Raw genomic sequence first — 21,740 nt, 5'->3', positions numbered from 1 at the left:
TCGATAATGACGTATAACGTACGCGAGCACAGCTATGTAGTAGGAGGCCTTGGAGTTACAGGTCAGGCTTGCGTGCGCTTTTTACTTGAACAAGGCGCAAACGTAAAAGCGTTTGATACACGCCCTACCGCTTCATCGATAATGGCCTCAATACCAGAGTCTATGCAAAAAACCATGCAAGCAAGCATGAAGGGCAATATGGAAACAGCACCCTTGTCTGCCGCTTTTTTCGATAACGTGGACACGCTAGTGCTCAGCCCTGGCTTATCGCCTGACATAGAGCAAGTTAAGCTGGCCAGGCAATGTGGCGTTGAAGTGATTGGTGATATAGAGCTATTTGCTCGACTTAATACCAAGCCTGTTGTTGGTATTACTGGCTCAAATGGCAAGACCACAGTGACCTTATTGACTACACATTTGCTCAACTCACTTGGCGTTAAAGCGATTGCCGCTGGCAATGTAGGGCTTCCTGCGTTAGATACGTTGGATTCCGATGCAGACGTCATTGTGCTTGAGCTTTCTAGTTTTCAACTTGAAACCACATCAAGTCTGTTGCTTAGTGCTGCGACGATCCTCAACCTGTCTGACGACCACCTCGACCGCCACGGTTCGTTTGAACACTACGCGCTTGCAAAGCATCGTATTTTTAACAATGCATCGCAGGCCATTGTGTGGCGCGATGGTCATCATGTCGCACCGCACTCATCGTCTGTTCCACAGCTACACTATGGATTAGGAGCAGCGCAAGAAGGCTTTGGCGTTACTGATTCTACAGAGGAACAACAGCTAACGTTTAACGGTACACCGCTTTGCAGTCTCAGTAGCATCCATCTTGCAGGCACGCATAATGTACTCAATGTAATGGCATCGTTGGGCCTCTGCCATGCGTTGAGTAAAAGCCATGTGTTTAATAAAAGCAACGTACTAGAAATAACGGTACAGGCGGCGGCAAATCATATCGGCAGCTTTAGAAGTGCGCCCCACCGCTGCGTTGAAATTGCAAACAATGGCGTGCGCTTTATTGACGACTCAAAAGCCACAAATGTTGGTGCCACCATTGCCGCCCTTGAAGGGTTAGCGCCTGTCACACAAGGTAAACTCATTCTTATTGCGGGTGGTGATGCAAAAGGTGCCAACATTAACGCGTTGTCGCCATATTTAAATCAATTCGTCTCGCACGTATTTGCCATCGGTAAAGATGCGGCTCTGTTTACCACCGCTTTTGCTAACACCGTAATAAGCAGCAGTTTACACGAAGCAGTAAAAAATGCATGCAAGGTAGCAAATGCCGGCGATGTGGTCCTACTGTCTCCAGCCTGTGCCAGCATTGACATGTTTAACAACTATATGCACCGTGGCGTTGTATTTAAGCAAGCCGTTGAAGAGGTAATAGCAGCATGATGTCAGCCTCTACTACACTCAGTACATTATTCGCTTCTAGGCATGATAAACCGCAGCAGGCCAAATACCCTTACGATACAACCTTGCTGCTAATTGCGCTTGCTCTAATGAGTATAGGCGTCATTATTGTTACCTCGGCGTCAATGCCTGTGGCTGATCGACTACACGGCAACCCTTTTCATTTTGCCATTCGCCACGGCATTTATATCGTCGGCGCCATCTTAGCGGCTATTGCCGTATTGCAGTTGCCCATGCAGTTTTGGCGTGTGACCAACCCCTACCTTCTTTTTGCCGCAATAGGCTTATTGCTAGCGGTACTGCTTATTGGTCGAACCGTAAACGGCAGTACCCGATGGTTAGCACTTGGGCCAATAACCATTCAAGCAGCCGAACCGGCAAAGTTATTTTTCTTCGCTTATCTTGCTGGGTATTTAGTTCGTCGTTATGAAGAAGTCACCGAGAATTTAAAGGGGTTTATCAAGCCTTTGGGCGTGTTCTTCTTACTCGCGCTTTTACTGCTGCTGCAACCCGATTTAGGCACGGTCGTGGTGATGTTTGCCACCACTATTGGACTGCTGTTTTTAGCTGGCGCACGGTTGTGGCAGTTCTTCGCTCTTGTTTTTGTAGGACTTATGGCGGTGGTCGCGCTTATTGTGTTTGAGGAGTATCGACTTAAGCGTGTGACATCATTCTTGGATCCGTGGGCCGATCCTTTCGGCGCCGGATATCAGCTAACCCAATCGCTAATGGCCTACGGAAGGGGCAATTGGTTTGGCCAAGGGTTAGGGAATAGTTTACAGAAATTAGAGTTTTTGCCTGAAGCCCATACCGATTTTGTGATGGCAATATTAGCTGAAGAACTGGGGTTTGTCGGTGTTCTCGCTGTGCTAGGCCTTATCTTATGGATGGTGATTAAAGCACTGCATATTGGCAATCACGCGTTAGAGAAAGGACGAGCCTTTGACGGCTTTCTAGCTTACAGTATTGGCATTTGGTTTAGCTTTCAAACTGCGGTAAATATTGGCGCTAGCGCCGGTATCTTACCTACCAAAGGGCTTACCCTACCGCTCGTTAGTTATGGCGGTTCTTCCCTTATTATTATGTCGGCAGCGGTTGCCATCTTATTGCGAATAGACTTTGAGCTTCGTGTCGATGGCGTACAAGCATTAAATCGCGGGGAAAAGCGAAAGTCGAAAGCATCAGATATTAAGGGGGATAACGCCAAGGCTGATAGTGCCAAGTCTACGAGTGCTGTAAGAACAAGCGTTGCAGCATCAAACGCTGTCGACCCACAAGCTCTAGCTGGAGCAGATGCATCCTCACAGGCTGTGCCTATATCTTCCAGCGCTAAAGCAAAACCGGAAGACGAAGGTAAGGCCGGTATCAAAGCTATACTCGCACGAGTAGCCGAGGAGGCCGACAATGACTAAACGTTGTCTTATTATGGCTGGCGGCACTGGCGGGCATGTATTCCCTGGACTCGCAGTAGCCAACGCGCTTCGTACAGAAGGGTGGGATATTCACTGGCTTGGTACTGCCGAGCGTATGGAAGCGAATGTGGTGCCAAAGCACAATATCCCTATCCACTTTATTCCGGTAAAGGGGTTACGTGGCAAAGGTGTATCAGCGCGTATTCAAGGTGGCATCGCGCTACTGAAAAGCTTGCTATCGGCAAGGCGTATTATTAAGCGTATACAGCCTGATATTGTCGTCGGTTTTGGTGGCTACGCGAGTGGACCCGGCGGCATAGCGGCAAAGACTCTTGGCATCCCGGTGATTATCCATGAGCAAAATGCGGCTGCGGGAATGACCAACAAACTGTTGAGCAAGGTGGCACATCGTGTGTTGCTTGGCTTTGAGGATGCGAAAGCGCAATTTACTAACGTTGCCAGCAAAGTACATGTTGTTGGCAACCCAGTTAGAGAAGATATCTGGCGAATCTCTAGTAAGTCTCAGTCACAGAAGGCTACCCGAAGAGAACCTCAAGTTGTTAACAGCTCGGATAATGTTTTAGAAAAAAGCGCAGTGACTACCAATGAGAACGGCACCTCATCCCTCAATATGCTAGTTGTTGGCGGCAGTTTGGGAGCACAAGTACTCAACGAAGTAGTGCCACAAGTGTGCAGTGCATTAAAAGGGTTATCCATTCGGCATCAATGCGGCAAAGGTAACGCCACGTCTGTAAAGCAAACCTACGATAACTTAGGTCCTAACGCGGCAGATGCCGTTGATGTAAGGGTAAGTGACTTTATTGATGATATGGCAGACGCTTACGAATGGGCCGATTTTATCGTTTGCAGAGCAGGGGCGCTTACGGTTAGCGAAGTTGCGGCGGCGGGAAGAGCGGCAGTTTTTGTTCCGCTACCTCATGCGGTGGACGATCATCAAACTAAAAATGCGCAATCTTTGGTTAAGCAAAGGGCTGGCGTCATGATTGTGCAATCGGTATTAAAAGAGAATTTAGGGCAAACCGTTCGTCACTGGATACAGCATCCAGAGGACTGTTTGAAAATGGGCGAGCTTGCACGTAAATGCGCAAGCCCCCACGCCACACAACAAGTAGTAAGCCACATTAAGTCAGTGGTAGGAGTAGGGGACTAATGGTTTTTAAAACCCCATTTGAAAGCCCGCAAATGCGTCGGGTAAATAATATTTTCTTTATTGGTATCGGCGGCGCCGGTATGGGTGGTATTGCAGAAGTTCTGCTTAACGAAGGGTATCAAATAGCGGGCTCAGATATTCAAGCGGGCCCAATGACCAAACGCCTAAGCGAATTGGGTGCTGACGTTAAAATTGGGCACCGAGCGGAAAACGTCGATGGCATGGATGTGATTGTTGTCTCTAGTGCGATTAACGAGGAAAACCCCGAAATTATCACCGCACGAGAGAACCGTATTCCCATTATTCGCCGTGCTGAAATGCTGGCAGAACTGATGCGTTTTCGCCATGGAATAGCCGTTGCTGGTACGCATGGTAAAACGACCACAACCAGCTTAATTTCGACCATTTTTGCTGAGGCCCACTACGACCCAACCTTCGTGATTGGTGGGTTACTAAATAGTGCAGGCACCAATGCTCGCTTAGGGAAAAGCCGTTACCTCATTGCTGAGGCTGATGAAAGCGATGCATCGTTTTTGCACTTACAACCAATGGTGTCTGTTGTTACCAATATTGAAGCCGACCACATGGATACTTACGGCGGCGATTTCTCAAAGGTAAAAGATACTTTTGTGGACTTTCTGTCTAACCTGCCGTTTTACGGTCAGGCCATTGTGTGTGGCGACGATACCAATATTCAAGAAATACGCCCGCGTATAGGCAGAAGCATCGTGACTTATGGCTTTGAGGAGCACAACGACTATCGCGCTGAGAATATTTCTCTGACCTTTGGTAAAGCGAATTTTACGGTGCAGCGACCGGGCGCTGAACCCCTTGAGATAACACTCAACTTAACCGGCAATCACAACGTGCTTAATGCACTCGCCGCCATAGCGGTAGCCTGTGATGAAGGTATTGACGATGAATCAATAGTAAGCGCACTGGCAAGCTTTGGTGGCATAGGGCGTCGATTTGAACAGTTAGGCACGTTTAATACCAGTAAAGGTGAAGTGTGTTTAGTCGACGATTACGGCCATCACCCTACCGAAGTTAAAGCGACCATTGCAGCAGCAAGAGCTAATTGGCCAGACAATCGCTTAGTGATGGTTTATCAGCCTCACCGCTACACGCGAACCCGGGATTTGTACGAAGACTTTGTTGAGGTGCTATCAAGTGTTGATGCCCTGCTTTTGCTTGATGTGTATGCGGCTAGCGAGCAGCCCATTGAAGGGGCAGATAGCAAGTCATTGTGTCGCTCTATTCGACTACGAGGCCAAATAGAGCCTGTATACGTGGGTGATAAAGAGGCGTTGCCCGCAATATTGGCGAACTTATTACAAGACGGCGATATTGTCATGACGCAGGGCGCAGGCAATATTGGTCAAATTTCAAAACGATTAGCGACCTGTGAATTAGAGCCAGCGAAACTGGCAAGTGAAGGAGCCGGTCATGTTTAAGCCTATGGTTGTTTCCCATACACCCGAGGAATACGGCAAGGTTGCGGTATTGCTAGGCGGTGATTCTGCTGAACGTGAGGTATCGCTTAACTCTGGTAATACGGTATTGAGCGCCCTGCTACGACAAGGGGTTGATGCCTTTGCTTTTGACCCTGCCCAGCGTCCACTAACTGATTTGATTGATTTAAAAGTCGATCGCGCGCTTATTATGCTGCACGGTCGCGGTGGTGAAGATGGCTCTATGCAAGGGGCACTTCAGCTACTCAAAATTCCCTATTCTGGCAGTCGCGTGTTAGGGTCTGCATTGGCAATGGACAAAATTCACACCAAGCAGGTGTGGCAAAGTCTTGGTTTGCCTACAGCGAAATATGAAATTGCTGACAAAAGGCGCTTTGATGCTGGTAAGTGCAGCGCTATAATGGAAAAATTGGGAAATGAGGTCATGGTAAAGCCGGCGCGAGAAGGGTCGAGTATTGGCATGGCAAAAGTGACAAGCGCTAAACAACTAGAAACGGCTGTTCAAGATGCCTTTCAATATGACGATCAGGTATTGCTAGAGCAGTATATAGACGGCCCAGAGTTCACGGTTTCAGTTGTTCAGGGCCAAGCTTTACCGTCAATTCGTATGTCTACGCCTCACACGTTCTACGACTATGCTGCAAAATATCAGGATAATACAACCGAATACTTTTGCCCCAGCGGCTTATCAGACGCGCAAGAAGCCCAGTTGGCATCACTGGCATCTCGTGCGTTTGACGCTATTTCAGGTAGCGGCTGGGGAAGAGTAGACGTGATGCAGGACAACCAGCGTCAGTTTTATTTACTAGAAGCGAATACGGTGCCCGGTATGACTGAGAAAAGCTTAGTACCAAAGGCAGCAAAAGTGGCAGGGTTGAGCTTCGATGAGCTGGTGTTAAGCATTTTATCAACGAGTTTTGATAGCGTTGCCAAGGATGCGAATGACTAAAGCGGTTGATGAGTCAGGCGTACGTTCAAAAGTGAATGCGCCGAAAAGCAATCGGCGCACAATGTGGGCTGGCTTATTGTTTTTGTTTCTTGTGATATCGGGCGTGGTGCTTGGCGGCATAAAGGCTAATCAGTATTTGCACGACGAACAGCAAATGCCAGTACAAGTTATCGATTTTTCTGGGGATTTCCAGCATATCGACATCACAAAGCTAGAGAGATTGATTAGGAAAGCGCAGCCAGGCAGTTTTTTTGCCCTGGATGTCAATGACGTGTTTGAGTTAGTTGAAGCGCAATCATGGGTATACCGTGCCTCGGTTCGCAAAAAGTGGCCTAACACGCTGAAAATTTACTTGGTTGAGCAGCAACCTGTTGCAAAATGGAACGAAGATTTGCTGCTTAATCAGTACGGTGACACCTTTAATGATGAGGGCGTTGAGATTGATTTGCCGCGGCTGTATGGTCCCGGTGGTAGTGAGAAAACAGCGCTGGAAGGCTTTAACAGCATGCATGCGCTGATAAACACAACCAATATGAACATTGACGAACTGTCACTAAGCGAGCGATTTGCGTGGCAGTTACAATTAAAAAATGGCATTAAATTGAATTTAGGGCGTCAGGATTTCATCGATAGGCTACAGCGCTTTATCGATGTGTATCCACTGTTGGCGCAACAAGAGAAGGCCGTTCGTTACGTCGACCTTCGCTATGACACTGGTGTTGCTGTTGGATGGAATGACAACAGCAACACGACAAACAAAGAGAGTTAAGAAAACCATGTCAAAACCTGCGGAACGCAATTTGATTGTAGGACTAGATATCGGCACCAGCCAAGTAAAGGCCGTGGTGGGCGAAGTGCTAGATGATGATCAAATCAGTATTGTTGGTGTGGGCACGCATGCATCGAAGGGCATGGATAAAGGTGGCGTTAACGACCTGAATTTAGTGGTAAAATCAGTACAACGTGCTGTTAATGAGATGGAGTTGATGGCAGATTGTCGTGTTTCGTCGGTGTTTATGTCTATCTCAGGACGTCATGTTAAATGCCAAAACGAAAACGGCATGGTGCCGATTAACAACCAAGAGGTCACACAAGAAGACGTGGACAATGTTATTCATGCGGCGCGCAGTGTGCCCATAGCAGCTGAAAGACGCCTGCTTCACGTGCTGCCACAAGAGTTTACTATTGATGTGCAAGAGGGCATTAAAAACCCTATTGGTATGTCAGGGGTGCGTATGGAGGCCGATGCACACATCATTACCTGTGCAGACGATATGGCTAAAAATATGGTGAAATGTGTAGAGCGCTGCGAGCTAAACGCCGACCAGCTTATTTTCTCTGCACTGGCCTCAAGTTATGCGGTACTGACTGACGATGAGCGCGAATTAGGCGTGTGTGTGGTTGATATTGGTGGCGGTACTATGGATATGGTTATTTACACCGATGGCGCCATTCGTCACACTGCCGTAATACCGGTGGCTGGCAATCAGATTACTAGCGACATAGCAAAAATATTTAGAACACCTATCAGCAATGCGGAAGAGATTAAAATCAATTACGCATGTGCACTAAAAGATATGGTGAGTATGGAAGACAGCATTGAAGTACCTAGCGTGGGCGGACGCCCAGCAAGAGTCATGTCTCGTCATACCTTAGCTGAGGTGATAGAGCCTCGGTATCAAGAACTTTTTGAACTGGTACATGATGAAATTCGTGCCAGTGGTCTGGAAGAGCAAATTGCAGCGGGCCTCGTGCTTACAGGAGGCACTGCGAAGATGGAAGGTGCTGTTGAATTTGCTGAAGAACTTTTCCAGATGCCTGTTCGCGTGGGCAAACCAATCAATGTAAAAGGCTTAGCCGAATATGTTGATGATGCCGGATTTGCAACTGTAGTGGGTTTACTGCAATACGGCAAAGTTCAAACTGATAATAAGAATGCCAGTACGCAGAAGTCGAGCGAAAGCTTATTTCATCGTGTGCAAAGCTGGTTTAAAGGTGAATTTTAATTTTTTAGGGGGCGCTGCAGTAAAGGCACTAAGGCTAGCAGGATGCTATTAGTCAATAACGTGACCTAGTGCAGTGTTTTAAAGACGTACAACCGGAGAGTAAGTATGTTCGAATTAATGGATAGTCACGGCGAAGAAGCCGTAATCAAAGTCATCGGCGTAGGCGGTGGCGGTGGCAATGCAGTTGAGCACATGGTGTCTCAAAGCATTGAAGGCGTAGAATTTATTGCTGTGAACACCGATGCACAGGTACTTCGTAGTTCAAACGCAGATATTACGCTGCAAATTGGCTCAAGTGTGACAAAAGGGTTAGGCGCAGGCGCCGATCCGAATATCGGTAGAGATGCCGCGCAAGAAGACAGGGAAACTATTCGCCAAGCGTTAGATGGTGCCGATATGGTATTTATTACCGCTGGAATGGGCGGTGGTACTGGAACGGGAGCCGCGCCGGAAGTGGCAAAGATCGCTCGTGAAATGGGTATTCTTACTGTGGCCGTGGTAACCAAACCATTTCCTTTCGAAGGGAAGAAACGCACCTCTTTTGCTGAGCAAGGTATTGTTGAATTGGCAAATAACGTCGACTCGTTGATCACTATTCCCAATGAAAAGTTGCTAAAAGTCATGGGGCCTGGCACGCCACTTCTGCAGGCATTTAGCGCAGCAAACGATGTGCTGCGTGGTGCGGTTCAAGGTATCGCTGAGCTAATCACACGCCCTGGTTTGATCAATGTGGATTTCGCCGACGTAAGAACGGTGATGTCTGAAATGGGCAAAGCCATGATGGGCAGCGGCGCAGCAAGTGGTCCAGACCGAGCTGAAGAAGCAGCTGAAGCAGCTATTGCGAGTCCACTGCTTGAAGATATCGATTTATCCGGTGCGCGTGGCATTCTAGTAAACATAACAGCGGGCCCAGACTTTGCTATCGATGAGTTTGAAACGGTGGGTAATGCAGTTAAGGCATTCGCATCTGAAAACGCTACCGTTGTCGTTGGTACCGTTATCGATATGGAAATGACGGACGAGCTACGTGTAACCGTTGTTGCCACTGGTATTGGTTCAGAGCGCAAAGCTGACATTTCGTTAGTGAGTACAGAAGGATCTCGCTTAACGCAGTCTGCGAGAGAATACGGCAGTAACAACAACTCAAACGAATCACGCTCTTCTGTTGGTGGCACCGAAGGTAATCAAGCATTAAAAGCAGAAGACAGTGCGCAACCTGACAATGATTTGGAATACTTAGACATTCCAGCATTTTTACGTAAACAGGCAGACTGACGTACTGCCTGCACTGAGTTCTGAGAAAAATTGAGTGCAACGAAGGAAAGCTGTGGGGAATTTTTTGGTTTTGCTGTGGTCTTACTGATGCCGCTTAAATAATTCGAACATTGTTTGAGTGTGCTGTTAGCAAGCTATGGAGTGTTCTCTTGAAACCACTTCGCACCCCAGCGAAAGCGAGATAGTCAACATTCTTGTTCAATCAGAGTGATGATCGAAATTCCGCTGGATGTGTGTGTTTTGACATGTGAGTGATAACTCACTATAATTCGCGCCCGCTTTTTTAAAAGGTAAAAGCATAAGCAGATGATTAGACAACGTACAATCAAGCACCCGGTTCAAGAAACCGGCATTGGGCTACATAAAGGGGAAAAGGTCACGATGACTCTCCGGCCTGCGCCTGCAAACACGGGAATCGTGTTTAGGCGTGTTGACCTTATCCCTCATGTTGATATTCCTTCTCGCGCCGATGCGGTTGGGAACACCATGCTGTGCACGTGTTTAAATAACGAAGACGGTGTGACCATTCAAACCGTTGAGCATCTTGCTTCTGCACTTGCTGGCTTAGGCATCGACAATATCATCGTTGAAGTTGACAGTAACGAACTGCCAATCATGGATGGAAGTGCAAGTCCGTTTGTATTTCTGCTTCAAACGGCGGGTATTGAAGAGTTAAATGCGCCTAAGCAGTTTATTCGTATTAAGAAACCGGTGCGCGTGGAAGATGAAGACAAATGGGCCGAGCTGGTTCCTTATGACGGCTTCCGCGTGGACTTCAAAATTGATTTTGATCACCCTGTTATCAGTGAAACCCGCCAACACATGGTGATGGATTTTGATTCGTGTTCCTATGTTAACGAAGTTAGCAGAGCACGCACATTTGGTTTTATGCGCGACTTAGAGTACATGAATGCTAACAATCTAGCATTAGGTGGCAGTATGGAAAATGCTGTGGCGCTTGACGAGTTTCGCGTATTAAACCCTGAAGGTTTGCGCTATGACGATGAATTCCTGAAACACAAAATTTTGGATGCTATCGGTGATTTGTATCTTGGTGGCAACAGTTTAATCGGTGAACTCAGAGCTTATAAGACTGGTCACGGTTTAAATAATAAGTTGCTCAACGCATTACTTGCGCAACAAGACTGTTGGGAGTTTGTGACGTACGATTCACAGGAATCTGCGCCAATACGTTACGCACAACCCGTATTAGCATGATTTTAAAAGCCGCCAACTTGGCGGTTTTTTTTCACGTGGCAATCGTTTCAATAAATGATAAAGTAGCCATATAATTCAAAGAATTCCGCCTCGACGTTAATAATAAAGCGCTAGGGAGTAAACCTAGCGAGCAGATAACACGTTCGAGTGTGAAGTCCAGTTTCGTTTCGTGGTATGAAGTTAACAATTACACTAGCAGGTAAAAATACACGCTATCGGCACAGTATCAGTGTTCGTACGCTTGTGAGCGCGACTGTGCTTACGTCAATTTTTATGCTTGTGTCGAGCCGCTCAACTGAGTCTGTTCCCGAAGACGTTGCTCGCGTTCGCTTAGCTCAATCTCAAGTCGATGGCGCTAGAGAAGACGTTGACGCGCTAAAAAATCAAACCACGACAAAATTAAACGCATTGCTTTTACGTGTAGCCGAACTCTCGGCTCAAGCAACTATTCTTGATGAGCAAGGCAAGCAAATAGCAACAGAATTAGGTATGTCAGCGGCTGACCTGGACGCTTTTATACCGGTATCGATACCAGACAACATCCAAGACGACCCCATCCTCAATGAAATAGCCAAGTTAGAGCAATCACTCGATTTGAAATCGCAACAGCTAGCTATGCTTGAAAGTTTGGTTCGGGGTCACCATATCCAAGAGCAGAGTCGATTATCTGGTCGTCCGATTGAGTCAGGATGGTTGTCTTCTTATTACGGTATGCGGGCCGACCCGTTTACCGGCGAGTCAGCTATGCATAAAGGGCTAGATTTTGCTGGTGAAGCGGGTGTAGACGTAGTAACGACAGCGGCAGGTATTGTTACCTGGGCAGGTGATCGTTACGGTTATGGCCAACTAGTAGAAGTAGATCATGGAGATGGATTTGTTACGCGCTATGGGCATAACGATTCACTGTCTGTTTCCATCGGCGATGTGGTTACCAAAGGTCAACCTATTGCTAAAATGGGCAACACCGGTCGTTCAACTGGTGCTCATGTTCACTACGAAGTAATAAGAAATGGACAACACGTCGATCCTCTACCTTACGTAAGAAAGAGATAAAGGTAGCAGCCAGGTAAGCAGGGTAATTCCTGCGTCAATATGAAATGCACTTTTACACTGTGCTAATGCACTACAAACCGCATTTTATGTAAAATCGCAAGGCAATGTCACATGGTGGCTTCGGTCTTATACAATTAACTTTTGCTGTACTTTTAGTATGGCGTCTCGACAAGTAGTGGAATAAAAAAGCTAATGTTTTCAAGCATCCTAAGAAAAGTATTCGGAAGTAGAAACGACCGTCTATTAAAAAAATTACGTAAAAACGTAGATGCCATCAATGCACTGGAAGCAGAGTATGAAAAGCTTTCTGATGAGGCGCTAAAAGCGAAAACCGAGGAGTTTAAAGCGCGTATCGAAAAAGGTGAAACCTTAGATGCGTTGCTCAATGAAGCGTTCGCGACAGTGCGAGAAGCCAGTAAACGCGTATACGGTATGCGTCACTTTGACGTGCAAATGCTGGGCGGGCAGGTATTGCATCAGGGGAACATTTCAGAAATGCGTACCGGTGAAGGTAAAACCCTTACTGCCACCTTGCCTACATATTTAAATGCACTGTCAGGCAAAGGTGTTCACGTGATTACCGTGAACGATTATCTTGCTAAGCGGGATGCGCAGTGGAGTAATCAACTGTTCAACTTCTTGGGCATGGAAGTGGGCTGCAACGTGCCTGGTATGTCATCTGAAGAGAAGCGCAAAGCTTATCAAGCAGATGTGACCTACGGTACGAATAACGAATTTGGTTTTGACTATCTCCGCGATAACATGGCATTTAGCCCTCAAGACAGAGTACAGCGCCCCCTAAACTACGCTGTAGTGGATGAGGTTGACTCAATCTTGATTGATGAAGCGCGAACGCCTCTGATCATCTCTGGACAAGCTGAAGACAGTTCAGAGCTTTATCGCAGAATAAACGTGTTAATTCCTAAGCTTGTGCAGCAAGAAAAAGAAGACGAGGAAGGTCAAGAAGGTGATGGCGATTACACCATTGACCTTAAAGCCAAACAGATTCACTTAACTGAACGTGGGCAGCTTCATGTAGAAGAAATTCTTCAGGAAGAAGGGGTGTTGCCAGAGGGCGAGTCTCTATTCGCTGCGGGCAATATCTCATTGCTGCACCATATCAATGCCGCATTGCGTGCTCACAAGTTGTTTACTAAAGACGTCGATTACATTGTTAAAGAAGACCAAATTGTTATAGTTGATGAACATACCGGTCGTACTATGGAGGGGCGTCGCTGGTCTGAAGGTTTACACCAAGCCATAGAGGCAAAAGAAGGCGTACGCATTCAAAACGAGAACCAAACTCTTGCTTCAATCACCTTTCAAAACTACTTCCGTATATACAATAAACTGGCCGGTATGACGGGCACGGCAGACACTGAGGCATTCGAATTCCAGCATATCTATGGTTTAGAAACCGTAGTGGTTCCTACTAATAAGCCCATGCAGCGTAAAGACATGGCTGATCTTATTTATCTGACGGCCGAAGAAAAATATGAAGCGATAGTAGAAGACATTAAAGATTGCGTTAAGCGTGGACAGCCGACTTTGGTAGGTACAGTGTCTATCGAAAATTCTGAGCTCATTTCGCGTATTCTGAAAAAGGCGAAAATTCCTCATAAGGTATTGAATGCTAAGTTCCACGAACATGAAGCTGACATTGTTGCACAGGCAGGTAAAACCGGTGCTGTCACTATAGCGACCAACATGGCTGGGCGCGGCACGGATATCGTATTAGGCGGAAATTGGCAGGCCGAGATTGAGAAAATCGAGAACCCCACAGAAGCCCAGATAGAAAAAATTAAAGCACAGTGGAAAAAAAGGCACGACGAAGTGCTTGCTGCTGGTGGCTTACACATTATTGGTACCGAGCGTCACGAATCTCGCCGTATTGATAATCAGCTTCGTGGACGTTCAGGCCGTCAAGGTGACCCTGGTTCAAGCCGTTTCTATTTATCGCTAGACGATGCGCTTATGCGCATATTTGCCTCTGAAAAAATGGGCAATATGATGAAGCGTTTAGGCATGGAGCGTGGCGAAGCCATTGAACATCCGTGGGTAACTCGTGCTATTGAAAACGCACAGCGCAAGGTAGAGGGGCGTAACTTTGATACCCGCAAACAGCTTCTTGAATACGATGATGTGGCTAACGATCAGCGTAAGGTAATTTACGAGCAGCGTAATGAACTGCTCGATGAAGGCGATATCAGTGAAACCATTGCTGCTATCCGTGAAGACGTTATCACAAGCGTTGTAGACGAGTACATACCGCCGCAGTCTCTTGAAGAAATGTGGGATGTGAAGGGCTTAGAAGAGCGCTTAAAAGCAGACTTCTCTGTGGATTTACCGGTGCAGTCATGGTTAGAAAACGATGATAAGCTTTATGAAGAGAAGCTTCGTGAACGCATTCACGATGAAGTAGTCGGCGCTTACACAGAGAAAGAAAGAGTGGTTGGGCCTGACGTGCTACGTCAGTTTGAAAAAGCGGTAATGCTGCAAAACCTCGACAGCCATTGGAAAGAGCATCTAGCGGCAATGGATCACCTGCGCCAGGGTATTCACTTACGTGGCTACGCGCAGAAGAATCCAAAGCAAGAGTATAAGCGAGAGTCCTTCGCGTTATTCTCGCAAATGCTAGAAACGTTAAAAGTGGAAGTGATCACTATCCTTGCTCGCGTGAAAGTGCAGGCAGAAGAAGACGTGCAAAAAGTGGAAGAGCAGCGTCGTCAAGCCGATGATGTGCCAAAGAATTTTGAACATCAAGATGCCTCTGAAACACGGCCAGAAGAGGCCAGTAATACGCCGCGAACTGCAGTGAGAAATGGCCCTAAAGTAGGACGTAACGATCCGTGCCCTTGTGGTTCTGGCAAGAAATATAAGCAGTGCCACGGTAAATTAAGTTAATGAAAGTGGTACATGTTGCCGTGGGCGTTGTCGCCCGCGGTAATGATATCTTTACCACCCTTCGAGCAAAGGACGCTCACCAAGGCGGGAAATGGGAATTTCCTGGCGGGAAAGTGGAAAGCGGAGAAACGGTAACCGATGCACTTAAACGGGAGCTTGCTGAAGAGATTGGCATAGAAGTGCTAGCTAGCGAGCCGTTGATACTTATCGAGCATGACTATGGCGATAAGTGCGTAAAGCTAGATGTGCATCGTGTGATGCAATTTAATGGCGAGCCTCACGGCAAAGAAGGCCAGTCATCTCGCTGGCAGCCAGTGAATGAATTACGCGCCGACGACTTTCCCGAGGCTAACGTTGCCATTATTAAAGCGCTCATGGAAGCGAGTAAATAGAAAACTGTCTGAAATGAATAAAAAAACAGCCACTTGATGTGGCTGTTTTTGTGTGTGCGGTCTTAAATATCGGACGCTTATAATTCCATTAGAAAAGTAAACCCGATAGAAAAGCAGATTCCCATCAGAAAGTGAGCTTATATCAGCGCTAGATTTCTATAAGGCTTGAGGTGGCAAAGGCCACATCTAATTTGTGATAGGCCGCTTCATTGATAAAGTGCGGGTAGGTTGGCTCAGTACCTTTCCATACAACGTCTTTACCGTCAAAGCTCCTAAACATGGGAGCGCCAGGCATTAAAGGTACAAAGTCGTTGTCTTGCAACGAATGATGGATCATAGCCGTGCGGTCGCCTTCATCATTTAATGGAAAGAAGACGTTCTCACCAAGTCGAAATGCCTCGCAGGCTGCTAGGTCGCCACATTCTCCTTTATTATAAGCAATACAAAAGGCTAACAACACTTCTGCCATTTTCTGTGTAGCTAAAAATACGTCTTCTCTCAACACACCTTGAGGCTGGGCGCCGACTTCAATCATTACCCCGTATTTACCCGTGGTGCACAAGTAACCGTGAGATGCATAGGGCTTTTCGTCTTCAACTAAAATATTAGCTTCTGGCATATGGTGCTTAACGTACCGAGCCATTTTCACGTATACATCGCTGGTATCGAGAATAATAAGTGTCGCGCCCATATTGCTGGTGGTATTGTGTATATCAATGACAAGGTCGGTAAAGGCATTACCTTTCGGGCCTAGCTGTTCGTTAATCGTTTTTGCTAATTTGTGCTCTTCACTCGTACTGTCAGCGTCAAGAGAACCGCTTGTTAAAGCTTCGGGAGTAAACTGACGGTTTAAATCTTCCTCTAAAAATCGAACGTTGGCTGCAATAGCGGCAGGATTTGCTGTGTAAAGCGTGACGTCTAGCTCACTAAACTGGTCAGGAATACCGTTAGTTTCCCAATGTTGAATTAGCTGTATACCACTCATCTCATTGCCGTGAGTACCGCCTACCAGTGCAATATGGTTAATCATGTTGTTCCTTAAATAGGTTAATTAGTGCTTGAAGAAGTCGTTAGGCTGCTGCGCTAACATTGCCTCTATTTCTTCTATATCCATCGCTTGAGGCGTTGCATCTTGAGCAGGTTTACCGGCTATTTTTCTATCTTCACCGGCCCATTCTCCTAAATCAATCAGTTGACATTTTTTGCTACAAAACGGGCGGTATTCACTTTGTGGCGACCACACAACAGGTTTGGTACAAATAGGACATTTTACTTCCATCTATCTCTCCAAAAAGAATTTTTATACTAAGGCATCAACCGCTGAAAAAATGCATAAAAAGGTGAATACACCTTAAATCACACCAAGTATATAAGCAGGCATAATTTACCCAATCATTGCTTACTCAATCGTTTCCTAATAAGTAGCATTCAAAACACGCTAGGGCTTAACGATTACTGATAATGTTGTTTACCTGCGCTAAGTTGGCTATCAGATAACGGCATATACAGCGCTTATCTTCGACCAACGTAATACAAATTTAATGTACTACATAGCGCAAGTTAAAAGCTTTACTACGAAGCTTAGCGACAAGGTTTCGCTGAGAATGGTAATACGATAAAGCGTTTGAATAAAGATTAGCAGGCGGCTAGAAGGAATTGAACGTTTTCTTCTACAGAACCGCTTTTACTGTCATCACTTGAAAAAAGCATAAAGCGAAGGGCATAGCGATATTTGTTACCGCTAAGGGTGGGGTAGTAGCCTCCATCGGTACGACATTTAACTCTTATAAGCTCATTTTTGTCTTCCGCTGCGCCTTGATAAAAGCCGCTCTCAGCAACGGTACTTTTAAATTGCCCCCGTTCGCGAATAAACGATAGGCCTACCGTGATGGCATCATCTAACAGGGCAAGGGTATCTAGCCATTGCGCTATTTCGGTTAAGCGGCGCTCAAGGGGTTGATGTAACCAAAAATGTAAATTGGGTAAATCAAAACTGCAGGCACCGCCAGGTATGGCGAAACGCTGCCTTATGGAGCTTAATAACTTGTCTTCTTTCAGCGCACTGCCAAATCGACCTTCAGTTTTAATTTTTTGACGTAAACGCAGTACGGTTTTTAACGCATGATCAAGGGCAGTAGAATCGATTTTAGGGTGTTTTGACCAGTAAACGAGGCTCTTTTCGTGAGCTTCTAAATCTTTTGTCAGGTCTGAGCGCAGATCGATGCGTTCTATAAGGTCAAGCAGCTCAAAGAGTTGCTCAAAAAATACAAGCTGCAAGCTACTTTGCTCTGCCTTAGCCGTAATTTTAAGTTGCCCAAGCAGCTGTTCTACGCGTAAGTAATTACGCACCTTTTCCTTTAGAGGGAATTCGAATACAGCGTCGCTCATGGATATCCTTTAAATACAATTACGTAAGGAGAAAGCGTAAAGCCTAAAGCATAGTGACCATTAAGCCAAGTATACTTACCAACCAAACTCGTCTTTAGATACTAAATGAGCAAAAAAGTTTCAAAAACAAGCAAATTGTCATCAATAGCTGCTACAGCAAGATGCCTTTAACTATTTGCCTTGCCTAATTTGAGAATAAGCCACTGTAAAAATGTGCAGAGAGGGAAGGCTCGCCCTAGGGTGTGCGGATTTCTCTAGGAAGAAGGAGTAGTTGAAGCTTGCGTTAATAATTGATGGTGTAAATCTGCTACTTGCTGCTTAAGCGATAGTAAGCTTGTATTGTTATCTAATACATAATCAGCCGCATTTAAACGCTCTTCGCGGGTAGCTTGGGCATCCATAATGTTCTTTATGGTTTCTACATCACTGCTATCTCTATTCACTGCACGAGTCAGCTGAGTGCTCTCGCTGCAGTCAACTACAACGACTTTGTTGCACATAGCAGTGAGTTTGTTTTCCACAAGCAGCGGCACAGAAAGTATGCAGTAAGCGCTCGAAGACTCGGCTATCAGTTGCTGCATACGCTCCCGTATAAGGGGGTGAAGTAAGCTATTTAGCCAGTTTTTCGCAGTGCTATCGGTAAACACTAATTTGCGAAGTTGCGCTCTATCAAGGGTGCCATCGCTTAGCAACACACTGTCGCCAAAGCGCTCGACGATAGTCTGCAACCCAATTGTGCCTGGTAAGACCACATCTCGTGCTACTTCATCGGCGTCGACCACGTCAATACCATGGGTTTTAAATAAATCGGTAGCTGCTGATTTACCGCTTCCAATACCGCCAGTTAGGCCAACAACAAATGTGTTATTCAATTTTTATTCTCCCAAACACGTTAAATAAACACACCAAACCAATCAATGTATCCAACACATTAAACAAGTACGTCACGCAAACGTCTATTCGTTACACATTATAGTTACCGAACTAGCGTTGTTTGACATCGTCGCCGCTCTTGAATGATAAGCTTGAGCCATAAGTTTGAGTTATAAGTTCGAGCCATCAGCTTGAGCTTTAAGTTTGACTGTTAAACTGATAATGAACACTAAAAGCTTAGCTAACTTAGCTAATCGCTACAAAACCATATCAAGGTAGGTGGTAATAATAACGTCTTTGTATAAAAGCGTCAGCCAGCCGGCTACTGCTAAATAAGGTCCAAAAGGAATCGCTAGCGATTTCCCCTTATTTTGTATCACCATAATAGCAATACCAATAATGGCGCCCACAAAAGAAGAGAGCAAAATAATAACTGGAAGGCCCTGCCAGCCAGTATAGGCTCCAAGCGCAGCCAGCAACTTAAAGTCGCCGTAGCCCATACCCTCCTTGCCAGTCACTAACTTAAACAGCCAATAAACAGACCATAAGCTTACATACCCTGCAGCAGCGCCAATGATGGCGTCGGTAGTGCCAACAAATACACCACTTGTGCTTAACAGTAAACCAAGCCAAAGCAGTGGCAACGTCAGTTGGTCTGGCAGCAACATTTTGTCCACGTCGATGAAAATAAGCGAAATAAGTACATAGGTAATTAAAATGGCCCACACGGCTTGGGACGTTGGCCCAAAGTGATATGCAGTAAACGTACAGGCAATAGCAGTAAAAAGCTCAACCAGCGGATAGCGAGGGGAAATGCCTGTTTTACAATTGGCGCATTTACCTTTTAAAAACAAATAGCTGAGTACTGGAATATTTTCCCACGCGCGAATGGTGTGACCGCATTGAGGGCAGGTGCTATCAGGCTTGACTAGGTTGAACGGAGAAGGGGGGGCATCAGTGACAGCTGAGTTTCCATTAGCAGCGCTGTTGTTTCCTGCACCGCTATTGGCGCTAGTACCAGTGTCGGTATCACTGTTTAATTCAGCAAAGTAGCCATCATATTCTTCTTGCCAGCTTCGTTCCATCATAATTGGCAGGCGATAAATAACCACATTCAAAAAACTGCCCACCATTAGGCTAACGAGAAAAACGAACACGTAAAAGAACTCTGGGTGGAGTTGACTGAGGGTAATTATTGCATCCATTAAAGCAGTTCCATTAATGTAATTCTGTTATCAGCAACGTATTGGTGCGCTACCTATACCTACCAGAATTAGAAAAAGCCCGCGAAAGCGCGAGCTAGTTATTTGTTATTTTTTAAGCAGCGTGATTTAACACTGTCCATTGAGAAATTTTGTTAGCACTTTTTGCTAGTTCGGCGCTGTGCTTAGTCGAAGAAGCATTTATACCACGTTACCCATATCGAAAATAGGTAAGTACATGGCCACGATTAAGCCACCAATAACCACGCCTAATACTGCCATAATCATAGGCTCAAGTAAGCTGGTTAATCCGTCTACCATATCATCCACTTCTGCTTCATAAATAGTGGCAATCTTACTGAGCATTTCATCCACTGAACCAGACTCCTCGCCGATAGATACCATTTGAGTGACCATATCGGGGAATACGTTAGTCGCACGCATAGCAACGTGCATGGGAATGCCGCCCGCCACTTCCTTACGCATAAAGAGTATCGCCTCTCGGTATACCGCATTGCCCGATGCACCGGCGGCTGATTCAAGGGCACCGATAAGGGGAACACCGGCTGCGAATGTAGTTGCTAAAGTACGAGTGAATCGAGCAATACTGGCTTTCTTTAATATTTCACCGATAACAGGAATTTTCAACACTAGCTTGTCGCATGAATCGCGTAATCTTTGACTTTTCCTGTACGCTCGTCCAAATAAATAGCCTGCAATACCAACTGCTATGGCAATAAAAATACCGTAATCTTGCACAAATCGAGAAATGCCTAAGACGAACTGGGTAAAGGCAGGTAGTTCAGCGCCGAAACTGCTAAAAATTTCTTCAAATTGCGGAACAACAAAAACCAGAAGGATAGTGGTTACTATAAAGGCTACTACGACAACTGCGATTGGGTAGAACATAGCCTTTTTTATTTTAGATTTTAAGGCCTCTGCTTTCTCCTTGTAGGTCGCAATTCTATCGTAAATAAGCTCGAGTGCACCGGACTGTTCACCGGTATACACTAAGTCGCAATACAGGTCGTCAAAATAATTAGGATGTTTTCTAAGAGCTGAAGATAACGGGTTGCCCGCTTTCACTTCTTCAGTTATTTCGCCTAGCAACTTGCGCATGCTTACTTTCGCATGGCCTTGGGCAATCATTTCAAGAGATTGTATAAGGGTTACACCGGCGCTAAGCATAGTAGCTATTTGCCGTGAGGTTACAGAAATATCTGCGGCAGTTATTTTGGCCGCGCCCGAACCAAAGAGCGGTTTTGCAAGCTTTCTTACTTTATTTGCAGAAATACCCTGGCGACGTAGTAGGTTTTTCGCTTCCGAAAGTGAAACCGCTGAGACTTCGCCTTTACGAGTTTGACCTCTTTTGTCTTTGCCCTGCCAAGTATATGTAACCGCAGCTTTTGCCATACTCTTGTCTCAAAAATCTGGTTAGATAAAGTTAATTTAAAAAAACAAAAACCCGACAATTGCCGGGTTTTTATTGTTCGTTGTTATATCAGCATAGACCAGACGCTTGACAGCCACCTGTTGTAGCCCATGTGACAGCACCATTGTTAAGAGTGCCAGTCAATACGAGAGTATCTGTCGCAGCTATACCACTCACTGCGTTTGGAGTAACAGTGATTGTGTAAGGTCCACCAGCAGTTCCGCCAAGCGCTATTGTGTTGACCGTCGGTGCGTTAGTCCAGCCAGCGTTTACGGTAATCGTGCTACAATCTGCCGGCACACCTGTTTGAGCACATACTTCGACGGCTGTTTTGGCAGCACTTGATGCCGAAATTACTTCGCTGTAGGTAGCGCGCGCTGTATAAGTCTGATAAGCAGGCAATGCGATTGCTGCAAGAATACCGATGATTGCAACAACAATCATTAATTCGATTAGGGTAAAGCCTTTTTGGTTTGTTTTATTCATTTTCATCATGGTCTATCTCCGGGACGCGTATAACACGCTAAGTTTAAATAAATTCAAATTGACGTTTATACCCGAGTCGTCCTTAAAC

19 protein-coding genes are annotated in these 21,740 nt (G+C 45.9%); 12 read left to right on the top strand and 7 right to left on the bottom strand.

Features of this window, described 5'->3' with window-relative positions:
* Nucleotides 1-6 precede the first annotated feature (6 nt).
* From murD to mutT, 12 genes are all read left to right on the top strand, one after another.
* Complete coding sequence (murD, locus tag ACOJR9_RS14555) at nt 7-1,401, top strand: UDP-N-acetylmuramoyl-L-alanine--D-glutamate ligase (RefSeq protein ID WP_420933648.1); 1,395 nt, start codon at nt 7-9, stop codon at nt 1,399-1,401.
* Nucleotides 1,398-2,831: a cell division protein FtsW gene (gene ftsW / locus ACOJR9_RS14550; protein ID WP_420933647.1), complete on the top strand. Its 1,434-nt coding sequence runs from the start codon at nt 1,398-1,400 to the stop codon at nt 2,829-2,831. The genes murD and ftsW overlap by 4 nt, the downstream gene beginning before the upstream one ends.
* A complete protein-coding gene (gene murG, locus ACOJR9_RS14545; RefSeq protein WP_420933646.1) occupies nt 2,824-4,002 on the top strand; it encodes an undecaprenyldiphospho-muramoylpentapeptide beta-N-acetylglucosaminyltransferase in 1,179 nt (392 codons plus the stop codon). The genes ftsW and murG overlap by 8 nt, the downstream gene beginning before the upstream one ends.
* The gene (murC, locus tag ACOJR9_RS14540; protein WP_420933645.1) at nt 4,002-5,456 is read left to right on the top strand and encodes a UDP-N-acetylmuramate--L-alanine ligase; all 1,455 of its coding nucleotides are present in this window, start codon (nt 4,002-4,004) and stop codon (nt 5,454-5,456) included. The genes murG and murC overlap by 1 nt, the downstream gene beginning before the upstream one ends.
* On the top strand, nt 5,449-6,423 hold the full coding sequence (locus tag ACOJR9_RS14535; protein ID WP_420933644.1) for a D-alanine--D-alanine ligase: 975 nt from the start codon (nt 5,449-5,451) through the stop codon (nt 6,421-6,423). The genes murC and ACOJR9_RS14535 overlap by 8 nt, the downstream gene beginning before the upstream one ends.
* 61 nt (nt 6,424-6,484) lie before the next feature.
* Nucleotides 6,485-7,192 (top strand): cell division protein FtsQ/DivIB, encoded by a 708-nt coding sequence (locus ACOJR9_RS14530; protein ID WP_420936147.1) that lies wholly within the window; start codon nt 6,485-6,487, stop codon nt 7,190-7,192.
* A gap of 7 nt (nt 7,193-7,199) precedes the next feature.
* Nucleotides 7,200-8,429, top strand: coding sequence for a cell division protein FtsA (gene ftsA / locus ACOJR9_RS14525; protein WP_420933643.1), 1,230 nt, complete (start codon nt 7,200-7,202; stop codon nt 8,427-8,429).
* Between the two features lie 105 nt (nt 8,430-8,534).
* On the top strand, nt 8,535-9,704 hold the full coding sequence (gene ftsZ, locus ACOJR9_RS14520; protein WP_420933642.1) for a cell division protein FtsZ: 1,170 nt from the start codon (nt 8,535-8,537) through the stop codon (nt 9,702-9,704).
* A 306-nt stretch (nt 9,705-10,010) separates the two neighbouring features.
* Nucleotides 10,011-10,922, top strand: a complete 912-nt coding sequence (gene lpxC / locus ACOJR9_RS14515) for a UDP-3-O-acyl-N-acetylglucosamine deacetylase (protein ID WP_269520804.1) — start codon at nt 10,011-10,013, stop codon at nt 10,920-10,922.
* 174 nt (nt 10,923-11,096) lie between these two features.
* A complete protein-coding gene (locus ACOJR9_RS14510; RefSeq protein WP_420933641.1) occupies nt 11,097-11,975 on the top strand; it encodes a M23 family metallopeptidase in 879 nt (292 codons plus the stop codon).
* Between the two features lie 192 nt (nt 11,976-12,167).
* Nucleotides 12,168-14,879, top strand: coding sequence for a preprotein translocase subunit SecA (gene secA / locus ACOJR9_RS14505; protein ID WP_420933640.1), 2,712 nt, complete (start codon nt 12,168-12,170; stop codon nt 14,877-14,879).
* Nucleotides 14,879-15,271, top strand: a complete 393-nt coding sequence (mutT, locus tag ACOJR9_RS14500; RefSeq protein ID WP_420933639.1) for an 8-oxo-dGTP diphosphatase MutT — start codon at nt 14,879-14,881, stop codon at nt 15,269-15,271. The genes secA and mutT overlap by 1 nt, the downstream gene beginning before the upstream one ends.
* A 148-nt stretch (nt 15,272-15,419) precedes the next feature.
* Here the strand turns inward: mutT and ACOJR9_RS14495 are convergent, their stop codons facing one another.
* The 7 genes from ACOJR9_RS14495 to ACOJR9_RS14465 form a co-directional block, all read right to left on the bottom strand.
* Entirely contained in the window at nt 15,420-16,301 is an 882-nt protein-coding gene (locus ACOJR9_RS14495; RefSeq protein ID WP_420933638.1) for an aspartoacylase, read from the bottom strand.
* 21 nt (nt 16,302-16,322) lie between these two features.
* On the bottom strand, nt 16,323-16,550 hold the full coding sequence (gene yacG / locus ACOJR9_RS14490; RefSeq protein WP_032097484.1) for a DNA gyrase inhibitor YacG: 228 nt from the start codon (nt 16,548-16,550) through the stop codon (nt 16,323-16,325).
* Nucleotides 16,551-16,906: 356 nt separating this feature from the next.
* The gene (gene zapD / locus ACOJR9_RS14485) at nt 16,907-17,659 is read right to left on the bottom strand and encodes a cell division protein ZapD (protein ID WP_420933637.1); all 753 of its coding nucleotides are present in this window, start codon (nt 17,657-17,659) and stop codon (nt 16,907-16,909) included.
* Nucleotides 17,660-17,913: 254 nt separating this feature from the next.
* Nucleotides 17,914-18,531, bottom strand: coding sequence for a dephospho-CoA kinase (gene coaE, locus ACOJR9_RS14480; RefSeq protein ID WP_420933636.1), 618 nt, complete (start codon nt 18,529-18,531; stop codon nt 17,914-17,916).
* Nucleotides 18,532-18,789: 258 nt separating this feature from the next.
* Nucleotides 18,790-19,737 (bottom strand): prepilin peptidase, encoded by a 948-nt coding sequence (locus ACOJR9_RS14475; protein WP_420933635.1) that lies wholly within the window; start codon nt 19,735-19,737, stop codon nt 18,790-18,792.
* 198 nt (nt 19,738-19,935) lie between these two features.
* The gene (locus ACOJR9_RS14470; RefSeq protein WP_420933634.1) at nt 19,936-21,147 is read right to left on the bottom strand and encodes a type II secretion system F family protein; all 1,212 of its coding nucleotides are present in this window, start codon (nt 21,145-21,147) and stop codon (nt 19,936-19,938) included.
* Nucleotides 21,148-21,235: 88 nt separating this feature from the next.
* Nucleotides 21,236-21,661 (bottom strand): pilin, encoded by a 426-nt coding sequence (locus ACOJR9_RS14465; protein ID WP_420933633.1) that lies wholly within the window; start codon nt 21,659-21,661, stop codon nt 21,236-21,238.
* Nucleotides 21,662-21,740 lie beyond the last annotated feature (79 nt).

Origin of the sequence: Alteromonas ulvae (assembly GCF_048987005.1) — a bacterium.
GTDB lineage: Bacteria > Pseudomonadota > Gammaproteobacteria > Enterobacterales > Alteromonadaceae > Alteromonas.
The sequence above is the reverse complement of the archived record's forward strand: the minus strand, read 5'-3'. Positions and strand labels throughout refer to the sequence as shown.